This window comes from Rhodanobacter sp. FW106-PBR-R2A-1-15, from assembly GCF_058789735.1.
Window position 1 is genome coordinate 1 of record NZ_JBYTEM010000039.1, and the last position, 19084, is coordinate 19084.

The 19084-nt window shown below is 69.4% G+C and carries 15 protein-coding genes; 7 read left to right on the forward strand and 8 right to left on the reverse strand.

All coding sequences use genetic code 11. From position 1 onward, the window contains the following. The first annotated feature begins 117 nt into the window (after positions 1-117). Positions 118-336, forward strand: a complete 219-nt coding sequence (locus tag AC3WTD_RS16550) for a hypothetical protein (protein ID WP_159082179.1) — start codon at positions 118-120, stop codon at positions 334-336. 46 nt (positions 337-382) lie between these two features. Here the strand turns inward: AC3WTD_RS16550 and AC3WTD_RS16555 are convergent, their stop codons facing one another. The 4 genes from AC3WTD_RS16555 to AC3WTD_RS16570 form a co-directional block, all read right to left on the reverse strand. Beyond that, the gene (locus AC3WTD_RS16555) at positions 383-757 is read right to left on the reverse strand and encodes a hypothetical protein (RefSeq protein WP_185754647.1); all 375 of its coding nucleotides are present in this window, start codon (positions 755-757) and stop codon (positions 383-385) included. A 133-nt stretch (positions 758-890) separates the two neighbouring features. Next, a complete protein-coding gene (locus AC3WTD_RS16560; protein ID WP_027492980.1) occupies positions 891-1184 on the reverse strand; it encodes a helix-turn-helix domain-containing protein in 294 nt (97 codons plus the stop codon). Then, on the reverse strand, positions 1177-1533 hold the full coding sequence (locus AC3WTD_RS16565; protein ID WP_492614444.1) for a type II toxin-antitoxin system RelE/ParE family toxin: 357 nt from the start codon (positions 1531-1533) through the stop codon (positions 1177-1179). Before AC3WTD_RS16565 ends, AC3WTD_RS16560 begins: the two co-directional genes overlap by 8 nt. 228 nt (positions 1534-1761) lie before the next feature. Beyond that, the gene (locus AC3WTD_RS16570; protein ID WP_492614445.1) at positions 1762-2160 is read right to left on the reverse strand and encodes a hypothetical protein; all 399 of its coding nucleotides are present in this window, start codon (positions 2158-2160) and stop codon (positions 1762-1764) included. Positions 2161-2213: 53 nt separating this feature from the next. Here AC3WTD_RS16570 and AC3WTD_RS16575 point away from each other — a divergent pair, with 53 nt between their 5' ends. Then, positions 2214-2594 carry a hypothetical protein gene (locus AC3WTD_RS16575; RefSeq protein ID WP_492614446.1) on the forward strand — a complete coding sequence of 127 codons (381 nt, stop codon included), beginning with the start codon at positions 2214-2216 and terminating at the stop codon, positions 2592-2594. Between the two features lie 249 nt (positions 2595-2843). On the opposite strand, the gene AC3WTD_RS16580 is transcribed toward AC3WTD_RS16575, so the two are convergent. The 3 genes from AC3WTD_RS16580 to AC3WTD_RS16590 all read right to left on the reverse strand — a co-directional run bounded on the left by AC3WTD_RS16580 (position 2844) and on the right by AC3WTD_RS16590 (position 8476). Further along, entirely contained in the window at positions 2844-6617 is a 3774-nt protein-coding gene (locus tag AC3WTD_RS16580; protein WP_492614447.1) for an EAL domain-containing protein, read from the reverse strand. Positions 6618-6690: 73 nt separating this feature from the next. After that, on the reverse strand, positions 6691-7968 hold the full coding sequence (locus AC3WTD_RS16585) for an RNA polymerase sigma factor (protein ID WP_492614448.1): 1278 nt from the start codon (positions 7966-7968) through the stop codon (positions 6691-6693). An 88-nt stretch (positions 7969-8056) separates the two neighbouring features. Further along, entirely contained in the window at positions 8057-8476 is a 420-nt protein-coding gene (locus AC3WTD_RS16590) for a YciI family protein (RefSeq protein WP_027492984.1), read from the reverse strand. A 161-nt stretch (positions 8477-8637) separates the two neighbouring features. Between AC3WTD_RS16590 and recC the strand changes: the two genes are divergently transcribed. The 5 genes from recC to AC3WTD_RS16615 all read left to right on the forward strand — a co-directional run bounded on the left by recC (position 8638) and on the right by AC3WTD_RS16615 (position 18443). Continuing rightward, positions 8638-12090, forward strand: a complete 3453-nt coding sequence (gene recC, locus AC3WTD_RS16595) for an exodeoxyribonuclease V subunit gamma (protein WP_235642606.1) — start codon at positions 8638-8640, stop codon at positions 12088-12090. 96 nt (positions 12091-12186) lie between these two features. Next, positions 12187-15774, forward strand: coding sequence for a UvrD-helicase domain-containing protein (locus AC3WTD_RS16600; protein WP_492614449.1), 3588 nt, complete (start codon positions 12187-12189; stop codon positions 15772-15774). Continuing rightward, positions 15771-17759 carry an exodeoxyribonuclease V subunit alpha gene (gene recD, locus AC3WTD_RS16605; RefSeq protein ID WP_492614450.1) on the forward strand — a complete coding sequence of 663 codons (1989 nt, stop codon included), beginning with the start codon at positions 15771-15773 and terminating at the stop codon, positions 17757-17759. Before AC3WTD_RS16600 ends, recD begins: the two co-directional genes overlap by 4 nt. An 88-nt stretch (positions 17760-17847) precedes the next feature. Further along, the gene (locus AC3WTD_RS16610) at positions 17848-18042 is read left to right on the forward strand and encodes a type II toxin-antitoxin system HicA family toxin (protein ID WP_492614451.1); all 195 of its coding nucleotides are present in this window, start codon (positions 17848-17850) and stop codon (positions 18040-18042) included. Beyond that, positions 18039-18443 carry a type II toxin-antitoxin system HicB family antitoxin gene (locus AC3WTD_RS16615; protein ID WP_492614452.1) on the forward strand — a complete coding sequence of 135 codons (405 nt, stop codon included), beginning with the start codon at positions 18039-18041 and terminating at the stop codon, positions 18441-18443. The genes AC3WTD_RS16610 and AC3WTD_RS16615 overlap by 4 nt, the downstream gene beginning before the upstream one ends. 144 nt (positions 18444-18587) lie before the next feature. Here the strand turns inward: AC3WTD_RS16615 and AC3WTD_RS16620 are convergent, their stop codons facing one another. After that, positions 18588-19022, reverse strand: coding sequence for a type IV pilin protein (locus AC3WTD_RS16620; protein WP_492614453.1), 435 nt, complete (start codon positions 19020-19022; stop codon positions 18588-18590). Between the last annotated feature and the right edge of the window lie 62 nt (positions 19023-19084).

Sequence of the window (19084 nt, forward strand, 5' to 3'; positions counted from 1 at the left end):
CCCCGATGGACTCCTGTAAACGTCAAACTTCTACTGCCTCCCCGGCAGAGCCGGGGGGACTCCCTCGTTGGTCTAGGCATAGACCTTCCCGAAATGCTACCGGGGACGCGTGCAAACATGACCGGACCTGTATCCGCAGCGCTCACCTACGGGGAATGGATCGCTGCGCAAGCGGACGAGATTCAACGCAAAGCGTTGGGCGACGAGCGCGCGACGTTGATGCGTGTTGGCGGCCTTGCCTTCTACCAGCTCTACGACGCGAGCGGTACATACCTGTCGATTGATCGGCTGCGCACTCTGTTTCCCGTGGCCTTCGCAATCTGCGGCATGCGCTAAGCTCGCCTGCTTGATCGTATCGACTTGCACCAGGCAAGGGATGCCATCAGAGACCAGTCACATCCACGACGAATCCCGTCGCTGCAGTCGAATACGGCGGCGGGCTCGTCACACCATAGTGGACCGCGGCAAATTCGCCGGCCACTGCCGAGATGACATTGCTGGCTACCTTGAAGCATCCCCGCATTGAATACAGAAACCAGTCCTGCTCTGCCGGCACTGGTGATTGATTCACTATCTTGGCGTAGGCCATCGGGTCGTTTTGCATGACCGCATAGGTTTTTCCTGCTGCCAGCGTTATCGAATTCGACGGCAAGCTGGGGCCGGCGCTGGCAGTGAGGGAACCGACGATTCGCACATATCGATGCGACGATGAAAACACCATGTCCCCGGCAGCGTTGAAAAACTTGTAATCCGGCATTATCGCCAGCTATCGGTTGCGGGAGATCGAATATGTAGTAATCAACCGGGCATAGCATCGTCCACCAACGCCGCCCACGAAAAAGCCCGCACAGGGCGGGCTTGATCGGGACATGAGTGGCGTGCTGGTTAACTCACTCTGCGACCAGCTCCACCTTCACACGATAGCCGAGCGCCTGCGCGCCACGGCTCAGAGTCTCCAGAGTAAGGCCGGTATCGTTCTCATCCAGCAACCGGCCAAGTGATGCGCGACTGGTATTCATGCGCTCTGCCATGGCGGTCTTGGTGATCCCAGAGGCTTTCATAGCCTGCTCGAACTGCCAAGTGATGACACGCTTGATGGCGATAGCGGTCGCCTCCTCCAGCCGGCCATCTTCCGCCAGGAAGTCGTCGAAGCTGCTACCGATGTGAACATTCTTCTTAGCCATGGCGGCGTACCTCTTTCATGCGTTTGCGGGCAAGCTCAAGGTCTTGCTTGGATGTCTTCTGCGTTTTCTTGATGAAGCCATGTAACAGAATCATGGCCGGACCTTCTGTCATGAACAGTACGCGGGCAATGCCATCAGGCAGGTTGATGCGTACTTCCCACAATCCCGGCTCCAGGTTACGTACCAGCGGCATCCCTAGCGGCCAACCCATCTGCACCGTCTTGATGTCTTCGCCGATGGCCTTGCGGGACTCGGCTGGAAGAGAGCGCGGCCAATCTCGTACCGGCTCAGTCCCGGCCTCGGTGGCGTAGAAAAGAACGCTTAGAACCCAGGCTGGGAGGAGAACCATGGCGCCATGGTGTACCTATTTTGATACAATGTCAACTCTTGAAAGTCTTTCAATGTTCATCGTGAGCGGTCTGTAACAGATTGTTACAGCGCCAGCCCCGCCATCGCCTTAGCCGCGTGGTCGTGTAGCAGGTGGCCGTAGTGCTTTTCGATCATCGCCAGGGACGTGCCCGCTATCCTCGCCACGGTCAGCGAGTCCATGCCGCCGACCAGCACGTCGGTAATGACGCTATAACGCAGCGTGTAGGCACAGACGCCTAACGGAAGCTTCGCGGCGGCGGCGGCTTTCTTGATCGGCTGCTTCCACCGCTCCTTGTGCCAGTGCGAGCCGTCCGCTTAGGCGTCTAGGTCGCCCACGGTCGCCCACGGTCGCCGATGCCAGCGCATCAGGGCGCAGCGGTAGCAGACACAGGCCACGGACGAAGGGGCGGGCATGCTCCGGCAGTTTCTCGACCAGGGCATGGCGCTGCTTGCGGTTCAAGTACAGGTCTCGCCGCGTGGTGACCTCGTGCGGCTTGACGCCCGTCCACTCGATAGCCAGTCCCGCCTCGACGTACCGCGATGACACGGCATAGTTCAGCGCGGCCTTGAGCGCGGACAGCGTGCGGTTCTTGCTGGCATCGCTCATGTCCAGGCCGGCGCGCCAGTCCTTGACCTGCTGCGCTTGCCGATGGAATGGCCGTGAACGGTGCGCTCGAATCGGCCATCTGCATCGTCGGCGTTCGCGTCACCCACTTCCTGCCGGCGATCCTTCACGTATGCCCTGCATGCGTCCGCTACGGTCTCGACCTCGGACGTATCCACGCCAGCATCCACAGCCTTGGCCCAAGCCCGCGCAGCCTTCACCGCGTCATCATGCGCGATGCTGGCGGCATGCCCGATGGACTGATAACGCTGCCTGCCATCCTCGTCACGCTGGCGCGCGATCCACGTCCCGCCATCCTCCAGCTTGCGGAAGCCCAGGAACAGGCCGCGCGCAATCGGAGCGCCCCAGTACGGTTCACGCCGGACGGCCAAACGGTTGCGAACGCGAACCTTGTCGATCTCGAAAACGGGCCATGATTCTTTGCCGTACGGACATAGTACGGAAAAATTATCACGCATCACGGCGGACGAAGTACGTGTTTACTGCTATTTCAATGACTTATATCGTCCGCACCAGTCCGCAAAAGTCCGTTTTCTTGCCTTCACACGGCAGGTGTCGCAAGTTCGATCCTTGCATCGCCCACCATCCGATCCGGAAACCGGCCCCTTGCGGCCGGTTTCGTCGTTTCAGCACCACCAAAGCGCAGCGTGCGTGCACGCAACGGCTCACTGCTGAAAATTGTCCAGCACGTGCCCGACCAGCAGCGCGAGGAAGGCTTCGCGCTCGCGGCGGTAGACCGGGTCGGCCGGGCCGGCCAGGGCGGCCCGGTGCATGGCCTGGTGACTGGCATCCAGCACATCGCCGGGTTCCGGCCGTTGCAGATACTCGCCGGGGTCGCAGCTGATCTGCGCAAGCCGGGCCCAGCACGCGGGATCCGGCGGCAAGGCGACGAACTGCTCCTCCCAGCGCAGCTCGCCGGCAAGTGCGCCCAGCCCGGTTTGCGGCCGCATGGAGCCCGGTACCGGCCGGTAGCCCGCCAGCCAGGTGGACAACGCGCCGGCGGGCATCGGTCGCGCCAGTGCGTAGCCCTGGCCGAAATCCGCGCCGAGGATCGTCGCCGCCTCGATCAGCTCGGGCGATTCCAGCCCTTCGACCACCACCTCGAGCCGCAGGTCGTGTCCGATGCGGATCAGCTGCCGGATGAAGCGCAAGGTGCCCAGCGGATCCTGCCTTACCTGGCCGACGATGGCCTGATCGATCTTGATCCGGTCGAACGGCCACTGGCGCAGGCGGATCAGCGAGCTGTAGCCCGCGCCGAGATCGTCCTCGACCAGACGCACCCCCAGCGCCTTCAGCGACTGCATGCCCGAGCCATGCGGCATGGCGGCATGCTCGGTGCCGATCGGCGATTCGAGTATCTCGAACAGCAGCGCCTGCGCCACGCAGCCGCTGCGCGCGATGACCGCCGCCGCCACCTCCGCATAGCGTGGGTCCTGCAGTGAGGCCGCCGGCGCGTTTACCGAGACGTCCAGCGCATGGCCCGCGCGCAACAGCGCCTCGCGGCAGGCGACGGCCTGGCCCAACCCCTGGCGAAACAGCGCCAGCAGCTCGTCCGCGCCCAGCGCGGGAAGGAAGCGCGCCGGCGCCAGCAGCTCGCCATCCTCGTCGCGCAGCCTGGCCAGCGCCTCGATCTCGGCGACCCGGCCGTCGGCCAGCCTGACCAGCGGCTGGTAGTGCATCTGCAGCGCGTCGGTGGCGACCATCGCGCGCCAGCGTTCGCGCACGAAGAACGGCAGCAGCTCGGTGCCCTGGCGCGGCGGCGCCAGCCGCGCCAGGGCAAGGTCCAACACGGTCTTGATCTGTTCGAGGAAGGCGCGTTGGTCCTCGCTGTGGAAACCGCCCGCGTAGGGGCTGTAGACGGTCAGCACCACTGCCGGCTGCAGCGGCGACGCGCACAGCGGAATGGCCACGCTGGATACCACCCCGAGGCTCAGCGCGATGTCGCGCCACGACGCCATCGCCGGATCGCTGCCGTAGTGGGCGCAGCGCTGGATCCGCGCCGTGCGCCAGGCGCGCCCGCTGGGTCCCTGCCCCGTCGGCTGGTCGGCGTCGACCCGGATCGGCACCGCCTTGCCGCTGACCAGCGCGTGCAGGTACTCGGCAAAGGCCACCCCCGCCACCGCCTCGTAGGTCAGCTGGCCCATCGCATCCGGGCGCCCGGCCGAACAGGCGACGATCTCCTTGTGCGACACCAGGATGTCGGCCACGCCCTGGATCAGTTCCAGGTAGCCCTCGACCGACCACGCCAGCGCATTGACCCTGGCCAGCAAGGCCACCCGGCGGCGCTGCAGTTCACGCATGCTTTCCAGTTGCCACTGCCGTTCCATGCCCAGCCGCTGCAGCAGGATCGCCAGCGCGCGGCGGTCGTTCTGGCCGGTGCCGGCCAGCACCGCGGCCAGGATGTCGCGCAGCTGCTCGATCGCCTCCAGCAGCCAGACTTCCTCCAGCCCGCAGGCCGCATGGAACAGGCCGGTGCGGGTCGCCCGGGCGCGATGGCCGGCCAGGTCGAGATCGCCCTGCAGCAGGGCGCGCAGATGCTGCATCTGGTGCTGTTCGAACGCTTTCAGGTCCTCGGCCGGAAGCACGTCCAGCAGCCTGGCGACACCGTCATGCGCGCGCAGCGCGGCATGAAAGCTTTCCACGATGCCGGGCAGCCGCGGCTCCCACGCCTTACTGCAGCCGTCCAGCAATACGGCGGCATGTTCGCCATAGGGCGTCGCCGCATCGGGTTCGTCGGTCTCGTCCACCACGCCCTCGGGCGAAACCAGCGACCACCAGCGCGAGCGATGCCGCTTGCGTGATTTCACCAGGTACATCGCCTGATCGGCGCGGCGCAGCAGCTGTTCGCCGGTGCTGCGCAGCTCGCTGGAGTACAGCGCAATGCCCAGGCTGGCGCCCACCGACATGACGGCGCCGTCGATGTTCATCGGAAAGCGCAGAACCTCGCCGATGCGCTCCAGCAAGCCGTCGATGTCCTGCGCCGCATCGAGATCCTCGAACACCAGCACGAACTCGTCGCCGCCGAGCCGGGCCACGTAGTCGCCGGGGCGAAGCATCAGGCGGAATCGTTCCGCCATCTCGGCCAGCAGGCGGTCGCCCACGGCATGGCCGTGACGGTCGTTGATCGGCTTCAGGTCGTCCAGGTCCAGCAGCCCCACCGCGACCATGCGGCGGCGACGCCTGGCGCGCTCCAGCATGATCTCCAGATGCCGGTCCAGCGCGCGGCGATTGGGCAGGCCGGTAAGGTCGTCGTGCAGGGCGAGGTAGGTCTGCCGCTCCTGCTCCCGCAGCAGGGCGTGCCGCTGCGCGTGCTGGCGCAGCGCCAGCCCGGTGGCATCGGCGATCTCGTCCAGCAGGCGGCACATCTCGTCGTCGAAGGCATCCGGCTCGACGGTGATCACCACGAACACGCCGGTCGGCGCCTGCGTCGCCCCGATCGCGTCGGTCGACGCGAACAACGGCCAGCAGCCCACCGTGGCGGCGTGTTCGAGCAACTCATGGCGGAACGCGGTGTTGCCCTGGCATGGCCCGGCCGAGCGGCGCCGGACGACCGGTACGCCCTGCATGAAGGCCTGCGTCGGCGCCAGCACCACCGCCCCGTCGTCGTGCCGCGGCGGCAGCGGCAGGCTGCGCACGACATCCGCGAGCGGCCCGACCAGCGCCATCCGCCGCAGCATCGGCTCATCGTCCTCGGCGGCGAATACGTCGACCGCGGCGGCACCGGCGATGTCGGCCAGCGCCTCGGCCAGCGTGCGATAGACCGCCGCCGGGTCGGGCTGCTCCAGCAAGGCGCGCTGGATCGCGCGCTGAGCATCGCGATAACGGCTCATCCGCGCGCTGCGTTCCAGCAAGCCGTGGTGGTCCCAGTACCGGCTCAGCTCGTCGACCAGCCGCTGCGCCCAGTCGAGCAGTCCGTCGCTCAGGCTGGGACCGTCGTCGCGGGAGTAGGCGGCCAGTACCAGTTGGCCGTCGTCGCGCGTCCTCGATGCGGCCGCGATGCAGGAGCCGAATCCGTGCCGGCGCGCGGCCTCGCGCCACGGCCCGAACTCCGGCGCGCCGACCGGGGTCGCCCGGGCCCGTTCATCGCGCAACACCCTGCCCACCGGCCCGCGCCCGCCAGGCACGGATTCGTCCGCGCTCAGCTTCAGCGCAGACGCGTAGGCCGCGGCAGTTCCGGCCGCCGCCACGACCTCGACGTCATGGCAAGCCGATTCACGCCGCCCGATCCATACCAGCGGAAGATCCATGGTCGACGCGAGGATGCCCGCGATCGTGGCCAGGGTGCGGCGGCGGTCGGGGTCCGGCGGGGCGTGCAACAGCGCAAGGGTTTCCGCCACGCTCCGGTAGAAGCGTTCGCGAAGCTCGCCATCTGCCTGCTGTTGGCTGTCCATCCGCTGGCCGGCTTCCCCCGAACGAAACGGCACACCGATAGTCGGCATACTTCATCACGGGACTACGCATTAATCCACTGCGCCGTGGCGGCAGCAGCGGACAGGCCCGGGGCGAGCCCGTTCAGCCGGGCGGTGCGCGGCCGACGCAGGCCCGGGCGCGGCGACGCATCAGCTCGCGCTCGCGCCGGTTCATCGCCAGGGTGGCGGCCCGCTCGAACTCCCGCTGCGCTTCCTCGATGCGGCCCAGCCGGACCAGCAAATCGCCGCGCACCGCCGGCAACAGGTGGTAGCGCTGCAGGCTCGGTTCGCCGACCAGGCCATCGACCAGGGCAAGGCCCGCCGCGGCGCCGTCCGCCATGCCCACGGCCACCGCGCGGTTGAGCTCGACCACCGGCGACGGCGCCACCCCGACCAGCGTGGCGTACAGCGCCGCGATGCCCGACCAGTCGGTTTCCCCGCCGCTCAGCGCGCGCGCATGGCAGGCCGCGATCGCCGCCTGCAACGCATACGGGCCCAGCGCGCCGCCGAGCTTTCCGGCCCGCTCCAGCGCGGCCAGGCCGCGGCGGATCAGCAGCCGATCCCACAACGCCCGATCCTGCTCCAGCAGCAGGATCGGCTCGCCGTGCGCGTCCACCCGCGCGCGCGAGCGCGAGGCCTGCAGCTCCATCAGCGCCACCAGGCCGTGCACCTCCGGCTCGCACGGCATCAGCCCGGCCAACACGCGCCCCAGCCGCAAGGCGTCCCCGCATAGCCCCGGGCGCATCCAGTCGTCGCCGGCAGTAGCCGAATAGCCCTCGTTGAAGATCAGGTAGATCACCCCGAGCACCGAGGAAAGGCGCGCGGCGATCTCCTCGCCACGCGGCGCCTCGTAGGCCACCGCGGCCTTGGCCAGGCTGCGCTTGGCGCGCACGATGCGCTGCGCGATGGTCGGCTCGGGCAGCAGGAAGGCGCGCGCGATTTCCTCCGTGGTCAGGCCGCCGAGCAGGCGCAGGGTCAACGCCACGCGCGCCTCCATCGACAGCACCGGATGGCAGGCGGTGAAGATCAGCCGCAGCAGGTCGTCGCCGAACGGATCGTCCAGCGCCGCCTCGTTCGCCGACCTCGCCGATTCCTGCTCGTGTTCCAGCTCGTGCATCAATTGCTCGTGCTTGCGTTCGAGCAGCTTGCTGCGGCGCAGCCGGTCGATCGCGCGATGCTTTGCGGTGGTCATCAGCCAGGCGCCGGGGTTGTCCGGCACGCCGCTCTGCGGCCACTGCTCCAGCGCCACCACCAGCGCATCCTGCGCCAGCTCCTCGGCCAGGCCGACGTCGCGCAGCATGCGCGTCAGGCCGGCGATCAACCGGGCCGACTCGATCCGCCAGACGGCGTCGATGGTGCGATGGGTCTCGGTCACGCTCATGACGAGCGATCACAGCATCCCCATGGCACCGGCGCAAGGCCGGAAGTCACGGCCTGCCAGCGTCACGCAAACCGGCCCGCTGCGCGGCTCACGATTTCGCCGCGAGCTGCGCGCGCAGCCGTTCCTCCTGCTCGCGCAGTTGGGGAGTGAACTCAGCGCCGAAATCGTCGGCCTCGAACACCTGGCGAATCTCCAGCTCGGCATCGTCGTCGAACGGCGCGCGCTTGAGCCACTCGACCGCTTCCTCCATCGACTTCACCTGCCACAGCCAGAAGCCGGCAATCAGCTCCTTGGTCTCCGCGAACGGTCCGTCGGTCACCGTGCGCGCGCGGCCCGAGAACTTCACCCGCACACCCTTCGAGCTGGGATGCAGGCCCTCGCCTTCCAGCATGATGCCGGCCTTCACCAGTTCCTCGTTGTAGCGGCCCATCGCGGTCAGCAACTGCTCACTGGGCATCACGCCGGCCTCCGAATCGGGAGTCGCCTTCACCATCACCATGCATCGCATCGTCGTGTCTCCTTCGGTTCGTGCTGCAAACCAGGTTCTCGCCCGGATGACGAACGGTGGGTCGGCAAATCGACACATGGCCTCGCCTTCCTGCCGCCATCGCAAACGATGTGTCGCGGCTCGGTATGCTGTGCGCATTGCATCACCCAGGGCAGGAACGGATGAGGGACAACCCAGGCGGGCTGATCGTCCACCGCGGCAGCCGCACCGAGCGGCTGGCCGACGCGCTGGCGCTGCAGCTCGAAGCGCAGCGGCCGGCCAACCCGCTGGCGGCGCAGACCGTGGTGGTGGCACACCCGGGGTTGCAGCGCTGGCTGCTCGGCCACCTGGCGCAACGCAACGGGCCGCACGGCGGCCATGGCATCGCTGCCAACATCGAGATGATCCTGCCGTGGCAGTGGTTCGAACGCGCGGCCCGCCGCGTGCTGGGCGACGAGGCGCTGATCGGCGGCGCGTACCGGCACGAGCTGCTGCGCTGGCGCCTGCTGGCGGCCCTGCCCGCGCTGCAGGCGCCGGAAGTGGCGAGCTACCTGGCCGGCGACGGCGCCGCGCGGCGCAGCTTCCAGCTGGCCGAACACCTGGCCGGCCTGTACACCCAGTACCTGATCTACCGGCCGGACTGGATCCTCGACTGGGAACGGCACCCCGCGCGGTACGCCGGTGACTGGCAGGCGGCGCTGTGGCAGCGGCTGCGGGCCGCCACCCCGCGGCCGCATCGCGCGCAGCGCAGCGCGGCGCTGCTGGAGGCGCTGCGTACCGGCAACGCGCTGGCCGGCGACCCGCCGCTGCACGTGTTCGGCGTCAGCCACCTGCCGCCCGACGTGCTGGCGGCGCTGCAGGCCACCGCGCTGCACACGCCGGTGCATCTGTACTTCCCCGATCCCTGTCGCGAGCACTGGGTCTATCTGCGCCGGCAGCGCTTCCTGCTCGCCCACGCGGACGACCCACAAGCTCTGTACTACGAGGTCGGCCATCCGCTGCTGGTGGCGCTCGGCCGCATCGCGCAGGATTTCTGCCTGACCCTGGACAAATGCGATGCGACCGAAGAGCGCGACCCGCTCGACGAGGCCGAACCGCTCGACGACGCCACCTCGCTGCTCGCCCGGCTGCAGTCGAGCATCCGCTGCCTGCAGCCGGAGCTGGTCGGCGCACCGATCCGCGCACAACAAGCGGACGGGGCCGCGCTGGACGACATCCTGCCCGCGCTGCGCCACGACGCCAGCCTGCGCGTGCATGCCTGCCACACCCGCCTGCGCGAGCTGGAAGTGCTGAAGAACGCCCTGCTGCGTTGCCTGGCCGACGACTCCACCCTGCAGCATCGCGACATCGTGGTGATGGCGCCGGACATCGGGGCCTATGCACCGTACCTGGCGGCGGTGTTCGGCGAGCCGGCGCAGTACCGTCGCGACCCGCTGCACATTCCCTGGCATCTGGCCGACGTCGGGCTGGCGCACGCGCACCCGCTGATGCACGCGTTCTCGCAATGGCTGGACCTGGCCGAGAGCCGCTTCACGGTAAGCGAGGTGCTGGATTTCCTCGACGTGCCGGCGGTGGCGCGGCGCTTCGCGATCGACGCCGGCAGCCGCGACGCGCTGGAACGCTGGCTGCGCCGGGCGCGCGTGGCCTGGGGGCTGGACGCGGCGATGAAGGCCGAGGCCGGCGCGGCGGCGGTCGACGCGAACTCGTGGCAATTCGGCCTCGACCGCATGTACGCCGGGCTGATTGCCGGCCAGGACGCCGGCGGCGGCCTGCTCGACGGCATCCTGCCGCTGCGAGGCGTCGCTGGTGGCGCGGTGGAAGCCCTGGGCCAGCTCGACCGCCTGCTCGGCGAGCTGCGCCAGGCACGCCACGCCTTCGCCGGTGCGCGTCCGCTGGCCGCGTGGAGCACATGGCTGCTGGAACGGCTCGACGCGCTGTTCCTCGCCGACCCGCGCGACGCCGCCGAACAGCATGCGCTGGACGCCCTGCGCCGGCTGGCCGCCGGTCTCGCCAGCCAGGCCAGCGAAGCCGGCCTCGACGCACCGCTGCCATGGAGCGTGGTGCGCGAGGCGCTGCGTGGCGCGCTCGACGCGGTGCCGGAGCGCCAGGGCTTTCTGCTCGGCGGGGTGACCTTCTGCGGGCTGGTGCCGCAGCGCTCGATCCCGTTCCGCGTGGTCTGCCTGCTCGGCATGAACGAGGGCGAGTTCCCGCGCCCCGGCCACGACGCCGGCCTCAACCGGATCCTCGCCCAGCCACGCCGCGGCGACCGCGACACCCGCAACGAGGACCGCTACCTGTTCCTCGAGGCACTGATGTCGGCGCGCGACGCGCTGCACGTGAGCTACGTCGGCGAGGGCGTGCGCGACGGCAAGCCGCGCAACCCGGCCGCGCCACTGGCCGAGCTGCTGCAGTTTCTCGACGAGCAGCACGGCCTCGCCGCCGACGCCCAGGCCGAACGGCCGTGGCGCGTGCGCCACCCGCTGCAGCCGTTCGACGCGCGCTACTACGAACGCGACGCGCAGGGCCGGCCCCGCCACGATCCGCGGCTGTTCTCGTATGAACCAGCATTTCTCGCTGCCGCATCGTCCGGCGCCGACGCCCGGCCCTTCCTCGACTCGCCGACGGCCACGCCGCAAACCGTGACCGGCGAGCTTGCCCTGGGCGCGCTGCAGCGTTTCTGGCGCGACCCCGCGCGTGACGCCCTGCTGCGCAGCCAGGGCATCAGCCTGCAGGCGCTGGCCGACAACGGCTGGCCGGATCGCGAACCGCTGGAGACGCCGCTGGAAAAAATCGAGCGGGTCGATCACCGCCTGCTGTTCGAGTCGCTCGCCGCCGGCCACGCCGAGCTGCCCAGCGAACCGCCAGCATGGCTCGCCCGCTCCGGCATGCTGGCCGGCGGCGCGATCGGCGAGCGCAGCTGGACCCGGCTGCGCGACTCGCTGCGCCCGCTGCTCGCGCAGGCACGGCCGCTGTTCGCCGGTGGCGGCGTGCAGACGCTGGCCCAGGCCATTGACCTCGACCTCGGCGACGGCCTGCGCCTGACCGGCACGGTCGATCGCGTATTCCGCGGCGCCGATGGCGGACTGCTGTGGTTCGACGCCCGCCCGGGGCGCGCCGCCAACCTGAGGGACCTGCTGGGCTTCTACCTCGACTGGGCCTGCCTGCAACTCGCCCGTGCCGGCGACGACACGCCCCTGCAGGCCACGTTACTGGAGCAGGTCCGCCGCACGCAGGGCGGCGCCAGCGTGCTGGTCGCCCAGGCGGCGGGCATGCTCGACACCATCCGTGCGCAGGAGGGTAAGCAACTGCGCCATGGCCTGCGCCGCCTGATCGAGGCGTATCAAGCCGCCGGACGGCAGCCGCTGCTGTTCTTCCCACGCACCGCACAAGCCTGGGCCGCCAGCGAACCGTCGGAGCGCCTCGTCAGGGCAGCCGCGGTGTGGCAGGGCGATGGGCACCACCCCGGCGAGCGCGACTACGCGCCCGGCTATGCGGCCCTGCTCAGCCGCGGGCTGGAACTGTTCGACGTGGAGAGCCCGGCCCATCGCGCCTTCGTCGCCGCCACCGAACTGGTCTGTGGCGTGCTCGATCCGAACCATGCAAGCCTGTTGAAGAGCCCCGCCGATGATCACTGAAACACGTGAAGCCGGCAGGCAGTGCCCGCCCTACCTCGGTCGCTTCGTAGGGCGGGCACTGCCCGCCGGCCCTTCGATCCGCCATGTGGAAACGCTGTGACCGCCACCGATGCCACCGCCCTGCCACCGCTCGACTGGCGCGCCATGCCGCTGCACGGGCGCGTGCTGATCGAGGCCAGCGCCGGCACCGGCAAGACCTGGAACATCGGCGTGCTCTACCTGCGCCTGCTACTCGAACGCGGGCTGCGGGTGGAGCAGATCCTGGTGACCACCTTCACCGACGCCGCCGCGCAGGAACTGCGCGAGCGCCTGCGCCGCCGCCTGGTCGAGGCCGAACGCCTGCTCGAAGCCGCGGCGCGCGACGTGACCAGCGCCGATCCGCTGGAAAGCTGGCTGGCCGCGCTGTGCCCCGACGCGGACAGCGTCCGCCTCGCGCTGCGCCGGATCCAGCTCGCCCGCAGCGACCTCGACCGCGCGCCGGTCTCCACCATCCACGCGCTGTGCCAGCGCATCCAGCGCGACTACCCGCTGGAAAGCGGCGCCGCCTTCGCCGACGACCAGCTGTTCGACGAGCAGCAGCTGATGCGCGAATGCGTGGAGGATTTCTGGCGCCGCCGCTACCTCGCCGGCGCGGTCGACCCGCGCGAAGCCGAGCTGCTACTGAAGGACGGTCCGGAAGGCCTGCTGCGCGATCTCGGTGGGCTGGCCAACAGCGTCGACGCGCGGATCGAGGCCGGCGGCCTGACCGAACTCGATCATGCACTCGCCACGCTACGCGGCGACGACAGCATCGCCGAGCTGCAGCGGCTGGCGGGCGACGCCACGCTGTACAAGCGAGCCAACGCGGCACTACGCAGTCGACTGGGCGAGATCACTCAGGCGCTGCGCAACGGCGACGAGGCGCAACTGGCCAAGTCGATCAGCGACGTGTTCGAGCCGGATAAGCTGCTGGCCCAGGCCGCTGCCGGCCGAGCCGGCGAGCTCGCTGCGCATCCACTGATCCATGCGTTGCAGACGCTGCGCCCGCTGCTCGGGATATGCGACATCCTCGTGCGCGGCGAAGTGCTGGCCGCGGCCGCGCAAACCTGCCGCGATGAGATGCCGCGCCGCGCACGCCAGCGCCAGGTGCTGACCTTCTCCATGCTGATCGACGCGGTGTACCAGCGGCTGTGCGGCGACGCGTCCGACGACCTGCTAGCCGACCGCCTGTTCGAAGCCTTCCCGGTCGCCCTGATCGACGAGTTCCAGGACACCGACCAGCGCCAGTTCGCGATCTTCGAGCGGATCTACCGCGAGCGCGGCACGCTGGTGATGATCGGCGACCCCAAGCAGGCCATCTACAGTTTCCGCGGCGGCGACATTGCCGCCTACCTGCGCGCCGGCGAGCAGGCCGGCCAGCGCTTCTCGCTGGGCACCAACCATCGTTCCAGCCGTGCCCTGGTGGAGGCATTGAACGCCTGGTACGGCCACACCGAAGGCGGCTTCGGCCAGCCGCAGATCCGCTACCAGCCGGTGGAAGCGGCCGGCAAGGCGGACGAGCAGCCGTACACCGTCGACGGCCAGCCGGTGGCGCTGCCGCTGCTGATCCATCCGTTCCGCGGCGATGCATGCGACAAGCACGGCAACCCGCTGATGGCGCTCGGCGAACTCGAAGCGCTGGCGCTGGACGACTGCGCCAACCGCATCGCCGAACTGCTCAACGACCCACGGCAGGCGATCGGCGGCCGCCGGCTGACGCCCGGCGACGTCGCCGTGCTGCTGTCCACCAACAAGCAGATCGTGGCGCTGCGCCAGCGGCTGGTTGCCCGCGGCGTGCCCTGTGTGGGCAGTGGCCGCGGCAACATCTTCGCCGGCGAGGTGGCGCGCGAGCTGGAGCTGGTGCTGTACGCCGTGCTGCACGCCGACGACGACCAGGCCGTGCGCGGCGCGCTGGCCACCACCTTGCTCGGCGCCACGCTGGAGCAGTTCCACGCGTGGCAGACGCAGCCCGCCGCGTTCGAGCGTGAGCTGGAACGCTTCGAGGCGTGGCGCGCGCTGGTGCGCAGTCGCGGCGTGCTGGCGTTGGTCGGCGAACTGCTGGCCGCGCGCGCCACCGCCCTGCTGACGCTGCCGGAAGGCGAGCGCGTGCTCACCGACCTGCGCCACCTGGGCGAACTGCTCGCTGCGGAGGAAGGCGCACGGCAGGGGCTGGACGGCCTGTACGCATGGCTGCAGGAGATGCGCCGGGAAGGCGGCGACGGCGACGCCGAGGCGGCTGACGAACGCCAGCTGCGCATCGAGAGCGACGCCCGCCGCGTGCAGCTGCTGACCATCCACGCCAGCAAGGGGCTGGAGTTCCCCATCGTGTTCCTGCCGCTGGTATGGCGCATCGGCGACCGCAACGGCCCGCGCGCGCCGAAGCTGCTGCGCTACCACGATGCGGACGGCCAGCGCTGTGTGGACCTGGGCTCGGCGCATTTCGCCGGGCACCGCGTGCGCCACTTCCGCGAGGAACTGGAGGAACGCTTGCGCCTGCTCTACGTGGCGCTGACCCGCGCCGTGCACGCCGTGCACGTGTACTGGGCAGACCGCGGCCTGCGGCCCGGCGACGACGCGCAGGCGTGGGCATGGGCGGCGATCGACCTGCTGCTCGGGCAGGCCCAGCGGAAGCTGGAGCTGCCCGAGGGCGAAGCCTCGCTCGCCGCGATGGCCACAGCACTCGGCGGCATGCAGTTGGCCGCGCCGTTCGCCGACATCTACACCCGCTACCGGCCGCCAGTCGAAGCCCCGGCGCCGCGCGCCACCCAGGCGCCGCTGCCGCAGTTGCGGCCGTTCCAGTGGTTGCACAGCTTCAGCGGGCTGACTCGCCATGCCGCCACCCTGATCGAGGACAGCGGCAGCGCCGACGAAACCGGCGCGGAAGAACCGGCTATCGAAGCGGGCGACGACACCGAAGACGGCCGCCTGCTCGCGCTGTACCCGCTGCGCGGCCCGCGCTTCGGCGACGCCGTGCACCAGGTGTTCGAGCTGGCGCAGCCCGGCCCGCTGTGGCCGGACCAGCGCCAGCTGCTGCACCGCCAGCTCGGCGCGCAGGCCGTCGCCGCGCCGCACCTCGCCCACGAGGAAGCGCTCGAGCGCGTGGGCCGGATGATCGACCGCGCGCGCCAGGCCGACCTGGGCGACGGCCTGCACCTGCTCGACCTCGCCCCCGACCAGCGCATCGCCGAGTTCGAGTTCCAGTTCCCGGTGTGGCAGGTGCCGCTGGCGCCGTTGCGCCGGCTGTGCGCGGCCCACGGTCACGCCGAGGCGATTCCGGCCAGCCTCGACGCCTCCACGCTGAACGGCATGCTGACCGGCTTCGTCGACCTGATCTTCGCCCGCGACGACCGCTTCCACGTGCTCGACTACAAGACCAACTGGCTCGGCGCGCGGCTGCGCGACTACCAGGGCGATTCGCTCGCGGCCGCCATGACCGTGCACCACTACCCGCTGCAGGCGCTGCTCTACACCGTGGCGCTGCACCGCTACCTGCGCCAGCGGATGGACGGCTATACGGCCGAACGCCATCTCGGCGAAAGCTGGTACCTGTTCGTGCGCGCGCTGGGGCTGGCGCCCGGGCTCGGTGTGTGGCGGCGGCGCTGGCCGCCGGCGCTGGTCGAGGCGCTCGACGATGCGTTCGCCGGCGCACAGGAGGCCGCGGCATGAACCACCCGCTGCTGCATGCTGCCGACGCCGACGAGCGCACGATCGACCAGACCCTGGCGCAATGGGTGCTCGGGCGCACCGGCTCCGCCCTGCTCGCCGCCGCCGCACGCGCGGCCAGCCGCGCCGAGGGCCGCGGCCATTCCTGCGCGGTGCTGGCCGACCCGGACGTCGGCCTCGACGCCGACGCACTGGATGCGCTGTGCCGGCACGACTGGGTCGGCGACGGCAGTTCGTTCACGCCGTTCGTGCTCGACGCGCAAGGGCGCTTCTACCTGTGGCGCAACTGGCAGCACGAGGCGAAGCTCGCCGAGGCGATCCTGCAGCGCTGCGCGCAACGCACGCTGCCGCTCGCCGCCGATACCCTCGCCAACGACCTGGATGCGCTGTTCGCCGGCATGCCGCGCGGCGCCACCGATGGTCAGCGTGCCGCCGTGGCCGCGGTGCCCGGCGCGCATTTCTTCGTGCTCACCGGCGGCCCCGGCACTGGCAAGACCACCACCGTGGTGCGCATGCTGCTGATGCTGCTGCGCCATGCGCAGGCCTGCGGGTTACCGGCGCAGCCGTCGATCGCGCTCGCCGCGCCCACCGGCAAGGCCGCCCAGCGGCTGGCGCAGGCCATCGCCAGGGGCAAGGCCGAGCTGCAAGCTGCCCTGCCCCCCGTAGGGCGGGCACCGCCCGCCGGCTCCGGCTTTTCGGCATCACGGGGAGCAGCGGCGGGCAGTGCCCGCCCTACGGAGCTGCAGGCAACATGGGACCCGGTAGGAGCGCAGCCTGTGCGCGATGGCTCTTCGTCCCGATCCACATCAGGCCATCGCGCACAGGCTGCGCTCCTACAGCAGATTCCGCATGCCGATGCGCGCACGCTGCACCGCCTGCTCGGCTACCGGCCGATGGACGACAGCTTCGAGCGCGGCCCGCACAACCCGCTGGCCGAGGACATCGTGGTGGTGGACGAGGCGTCGATGGTGGACCTGGCGATGATGCGCCAGCTGCTGCAGGCGCTGCGGCCCGCGGCGGTGCTGATCCTGCTTGGCGACCCGGGCCAGCTCGCCTCGGTCGATGCCGGCTCGGTGCTGGCCGACATCGTCGCCGCCGCCCCGCACCAGCGGCTGCCGCCGCCGCTGGCCGGCCTGCTCGCGCCACTGCTGCAACATCCGCTCGGCGTCGCCGCCGACGATGCCCCGCTCGCCGGCCAGGTACTCACGCTGACCCACAGCTGGCGCGCCGGCAGCGGCCTGCAGCGCGGCGTCGAGGCGCTGCGCGACGCCCCCGACCCGACATGGCTGGACGCACTGCTGGGCGAACGCCGCGATGGCGACCTGCACCTGCGCCACTGCCCCAACATGCATGCCCTGCGTGCCTGCGTGGATGGCTGGATCGAGCGCCACGCCGGGCTGCTGCAGTCGCTGCTGACGCCGGCCGTCGACGCTGCCGAAGCGTTGCAGCGGCTGCGCCAGCTGCAGATCCTGTGCGCGCTGCGCGACGGCCCGTTCGGCGCGCAGGGTATCAACGAGCTGATGCTGCGCCGGCTCGCCGTCCGTTTCGGCATCGACGCCGACCGCACCTGGTATCACGGTCGCCCCGTCATCATCACCCGCAACGATTACGCCCGCGGCCTGTTCAACGGCGACGTCGGCATCGCACAGGAAGGTGCCGAAGGGTTGCGTGTGTGGTTCGAGCTAAGCGACCGCGACGGCAACGCCGGCCTGCGCAGCTACTCGCCACGCGCGCTGCCCGCGCACGACAGCGCCTGGGCGATCACCATCCACCGCAGCCAGGGCTCGGAGTACCGCGACGTGGCCGTGCTGCTGCCGCCGGACGCCGACAACCGTATCCTCACCCGCGAACTGGTCTACACCGCCATCTCGCGCGCGAAGGAGCATGCCGAGATCTGGAGCACCGACGATGCGCTGCGCGCCGCGCTGGCGCGGCCGATCCGGCGGCTGGGCGGCCTGCGCGAGCGGTTGCTGCCCGCATCGGCATGATGGCGAATGATGCCGGACTGCTCACCCCCACACCGCCAGCAAGTCGTCGAGCTTGCCCGCCCCTAACTCAATGTGTATGATACACACTATGAACAGCAAGGATCTGATCAGAGAACTGCTCAAGGACGGCTGGATACTCGACCGGATCAACGGTTCCCACCACATCTACAAGCACCCGCACAAAGCTGGCCATCTCAGCATCGCTCACCCAAAGAAGGAGCTTGGTACCGGACTGATCCGCCAGATCCGCAAGGCCGCAGGCCTGTTGAAGGAGACGCCATGAAATATCCCATCGCCATCGAAACCGGCAGCGAGACGACCGCCTGGGGTGTTGCCGTGCCGGATCTTCCGGGGTGCTTCTCTGCCGGCGATTCTCCGGACGAGGCATACACCAAGGCCAGAGAAGCCATTGAGCTATGGCTCAATGCCGCCCTCGATGCCGGTCAGCCGATTCCCAAGGCAAAAACCTTGGAGGAACACATGGCAGATCCCGAATACAAGGGTTGGGCCTGGGGCGTGATTGAAATCGATCTCGCCGATTTCGACGACACCGTGGAGCGCATCAACATCACCGTTCCCAAGCGTGTCCTGAGGCAAATCGACAAGTACGTCGCCGTGCGCCACGAAAACCGCTCGGGCTTTCTCGCCAGGGCTGCCCTGGAAGCCATCTACGAAAACGCGTGACGCTGGCGGTCGCCATGCCGACGCCTCTTGTGCCATTACCCGTCGCTCTGCCTGCCCAAGGGGATTTTCCTCTCTCGCAATGGAGCGTCGAAGGTGGAAACAGCTTCGGGTCCTCCGCCAATTCCGCACGGAAGACCCATGGCATCACCAGCAACCGGCTGTGCTGGGCCCGCGTGTCCCGGTCTGGTCGATCGACAACGTGCCGCACGTGGTGTCGCGGGTGAGCTGGGCGCCCGTCGGCGTGGCCGTGATCTTGTAAGTCGATACGCTCAGCGAAGAGGACGGCAGATCGTAGCTGTAGTCGGCACCGGTACGCTGCGGGGTGGCGCAATCCAGCCCCGGCAACGCCGCGCCCTTGTAGCTGAGGTTGGTGGTGTAGTAGCGCTCCATGTAGTTGGCATGCTCCGACAGGCAGCCTTCCGCCGCTGTCCGCTTGGTCTTGGTGATGTAGCTGGTGTACGCGGGCAAGGCGATCGCCGCCAGGATCGCGATGATCGCCACCACGATCATCAGCTCGATCAAGGTGAAGCCGACGCTGCGTTGGCCGCGCACTGCGCGAGCACCGCGGGCGGGCGGCATCAGGCACCCATCCACGGATGCCGGCTTGCCTTCATTGGACGGAAGCGATGTCATCATTCATT

What these genes read in the sequence shown, in the direction of transcription:
- AC3WTD_RS16550 (WP_159082179.1), top strand. Translation starts at nt 118, where the DNA reads ATGACCGGACCTGTATCCGCAGCGCTCACCTACGGGGAATGGATCGCT.
- AC3WTD_RS16555 (WP_185754647.1), bottom strand. Translation starts at nt 757, where the DNA reads ATGCCGGATTACAAGTTTTTCAACGCTGCCGGGGACATGGTGTTTTCA.
- AC3WTD_RS16560 (WP_027492980.1), bottom strand. Translation starts at nt 1,184, where the DNA reads ATGGCTAAGAAGAATGTTCACATCGGTAGCAGCTTCGACGACTTCCTG.
- AC3WTD_RS16565 (WP_492614444.1), bottom strand. Translation starts at nt 1,533, where the DNA reads ATGGTTCTCCTCCCAGCCTGGGTTCTAAGCGTTCTTTTCTACGCCACC.
- AC3WTD_RS16570 (WP_492614445.1), bottom strand. Translation starts at nt 2,160, where the DNA reads ATGAGCGATGCCAGCAAGAACCGCACGCTGTCCGCGCTCAAGGCCGCG.
- AC3WTD_RS16580 (WP_492614447.1), bottom strand. Translation starts at nt 6,617, where the DNA reads ATGCCGACTATCGGTGTGCCGTTTCGTTCGGGGGAAGCCGGCCAGCGG.
- AC3WTD_RS16585 (WP_492614448.1), bottom strand. Translation starts at nt 7,968, where the DNA reads ATGAGCGTGACCGAGACCCATCGCACCATCGACGCCGTCTGGCGGATC.
- AC3WTD_RS16590 (WP_027492984.1), bottom strand. Translation starts at nt 8,476, where the DNA reads ATGCGATGCATGGTGATGGTGAAGGCGACTCCCGATTCGGAGGCCGGC.
- recC (WP_235642606.1), top strand. Translation starts at nt 8,638, where the DNA reads ATGAGGGACAACCCAGGCGGGCTGATCGTCCACCGCGGCAGCCGCACC.
- recD (WP_492614450.1), top strand. Translation starts at nt 15,771, where the DNA reads ATGAACCACCCGCTGCTGCATGCTGCCGACGCCGACGAGCGCACGATC.
- AC3WTD_RS16610 (WP_492614451.1), top strand. Translation starts at nt 17,848, where the DNA reads ATGAACAGCAAGGATCTGATCAGAGAACTGCTCAAGGACGGCTGGATA.
- AC3WTD_RS16615 (WP_492614452.1), top strand. Translation starts at nt 18,039, where the DNA reads ATGAAATATCCCATCGCCATCGAAACCGGCAGCGAGACGACCGCCTGG.
- AC3WTD_RS16620 (WP_492614453.1), bottom strand. Translation starts at nt 19,022, where the DNA reads ATGCCGCCCGCCCGCGGTGCTCGCGCAGTGCGCGGCCAACGCAGCGTC.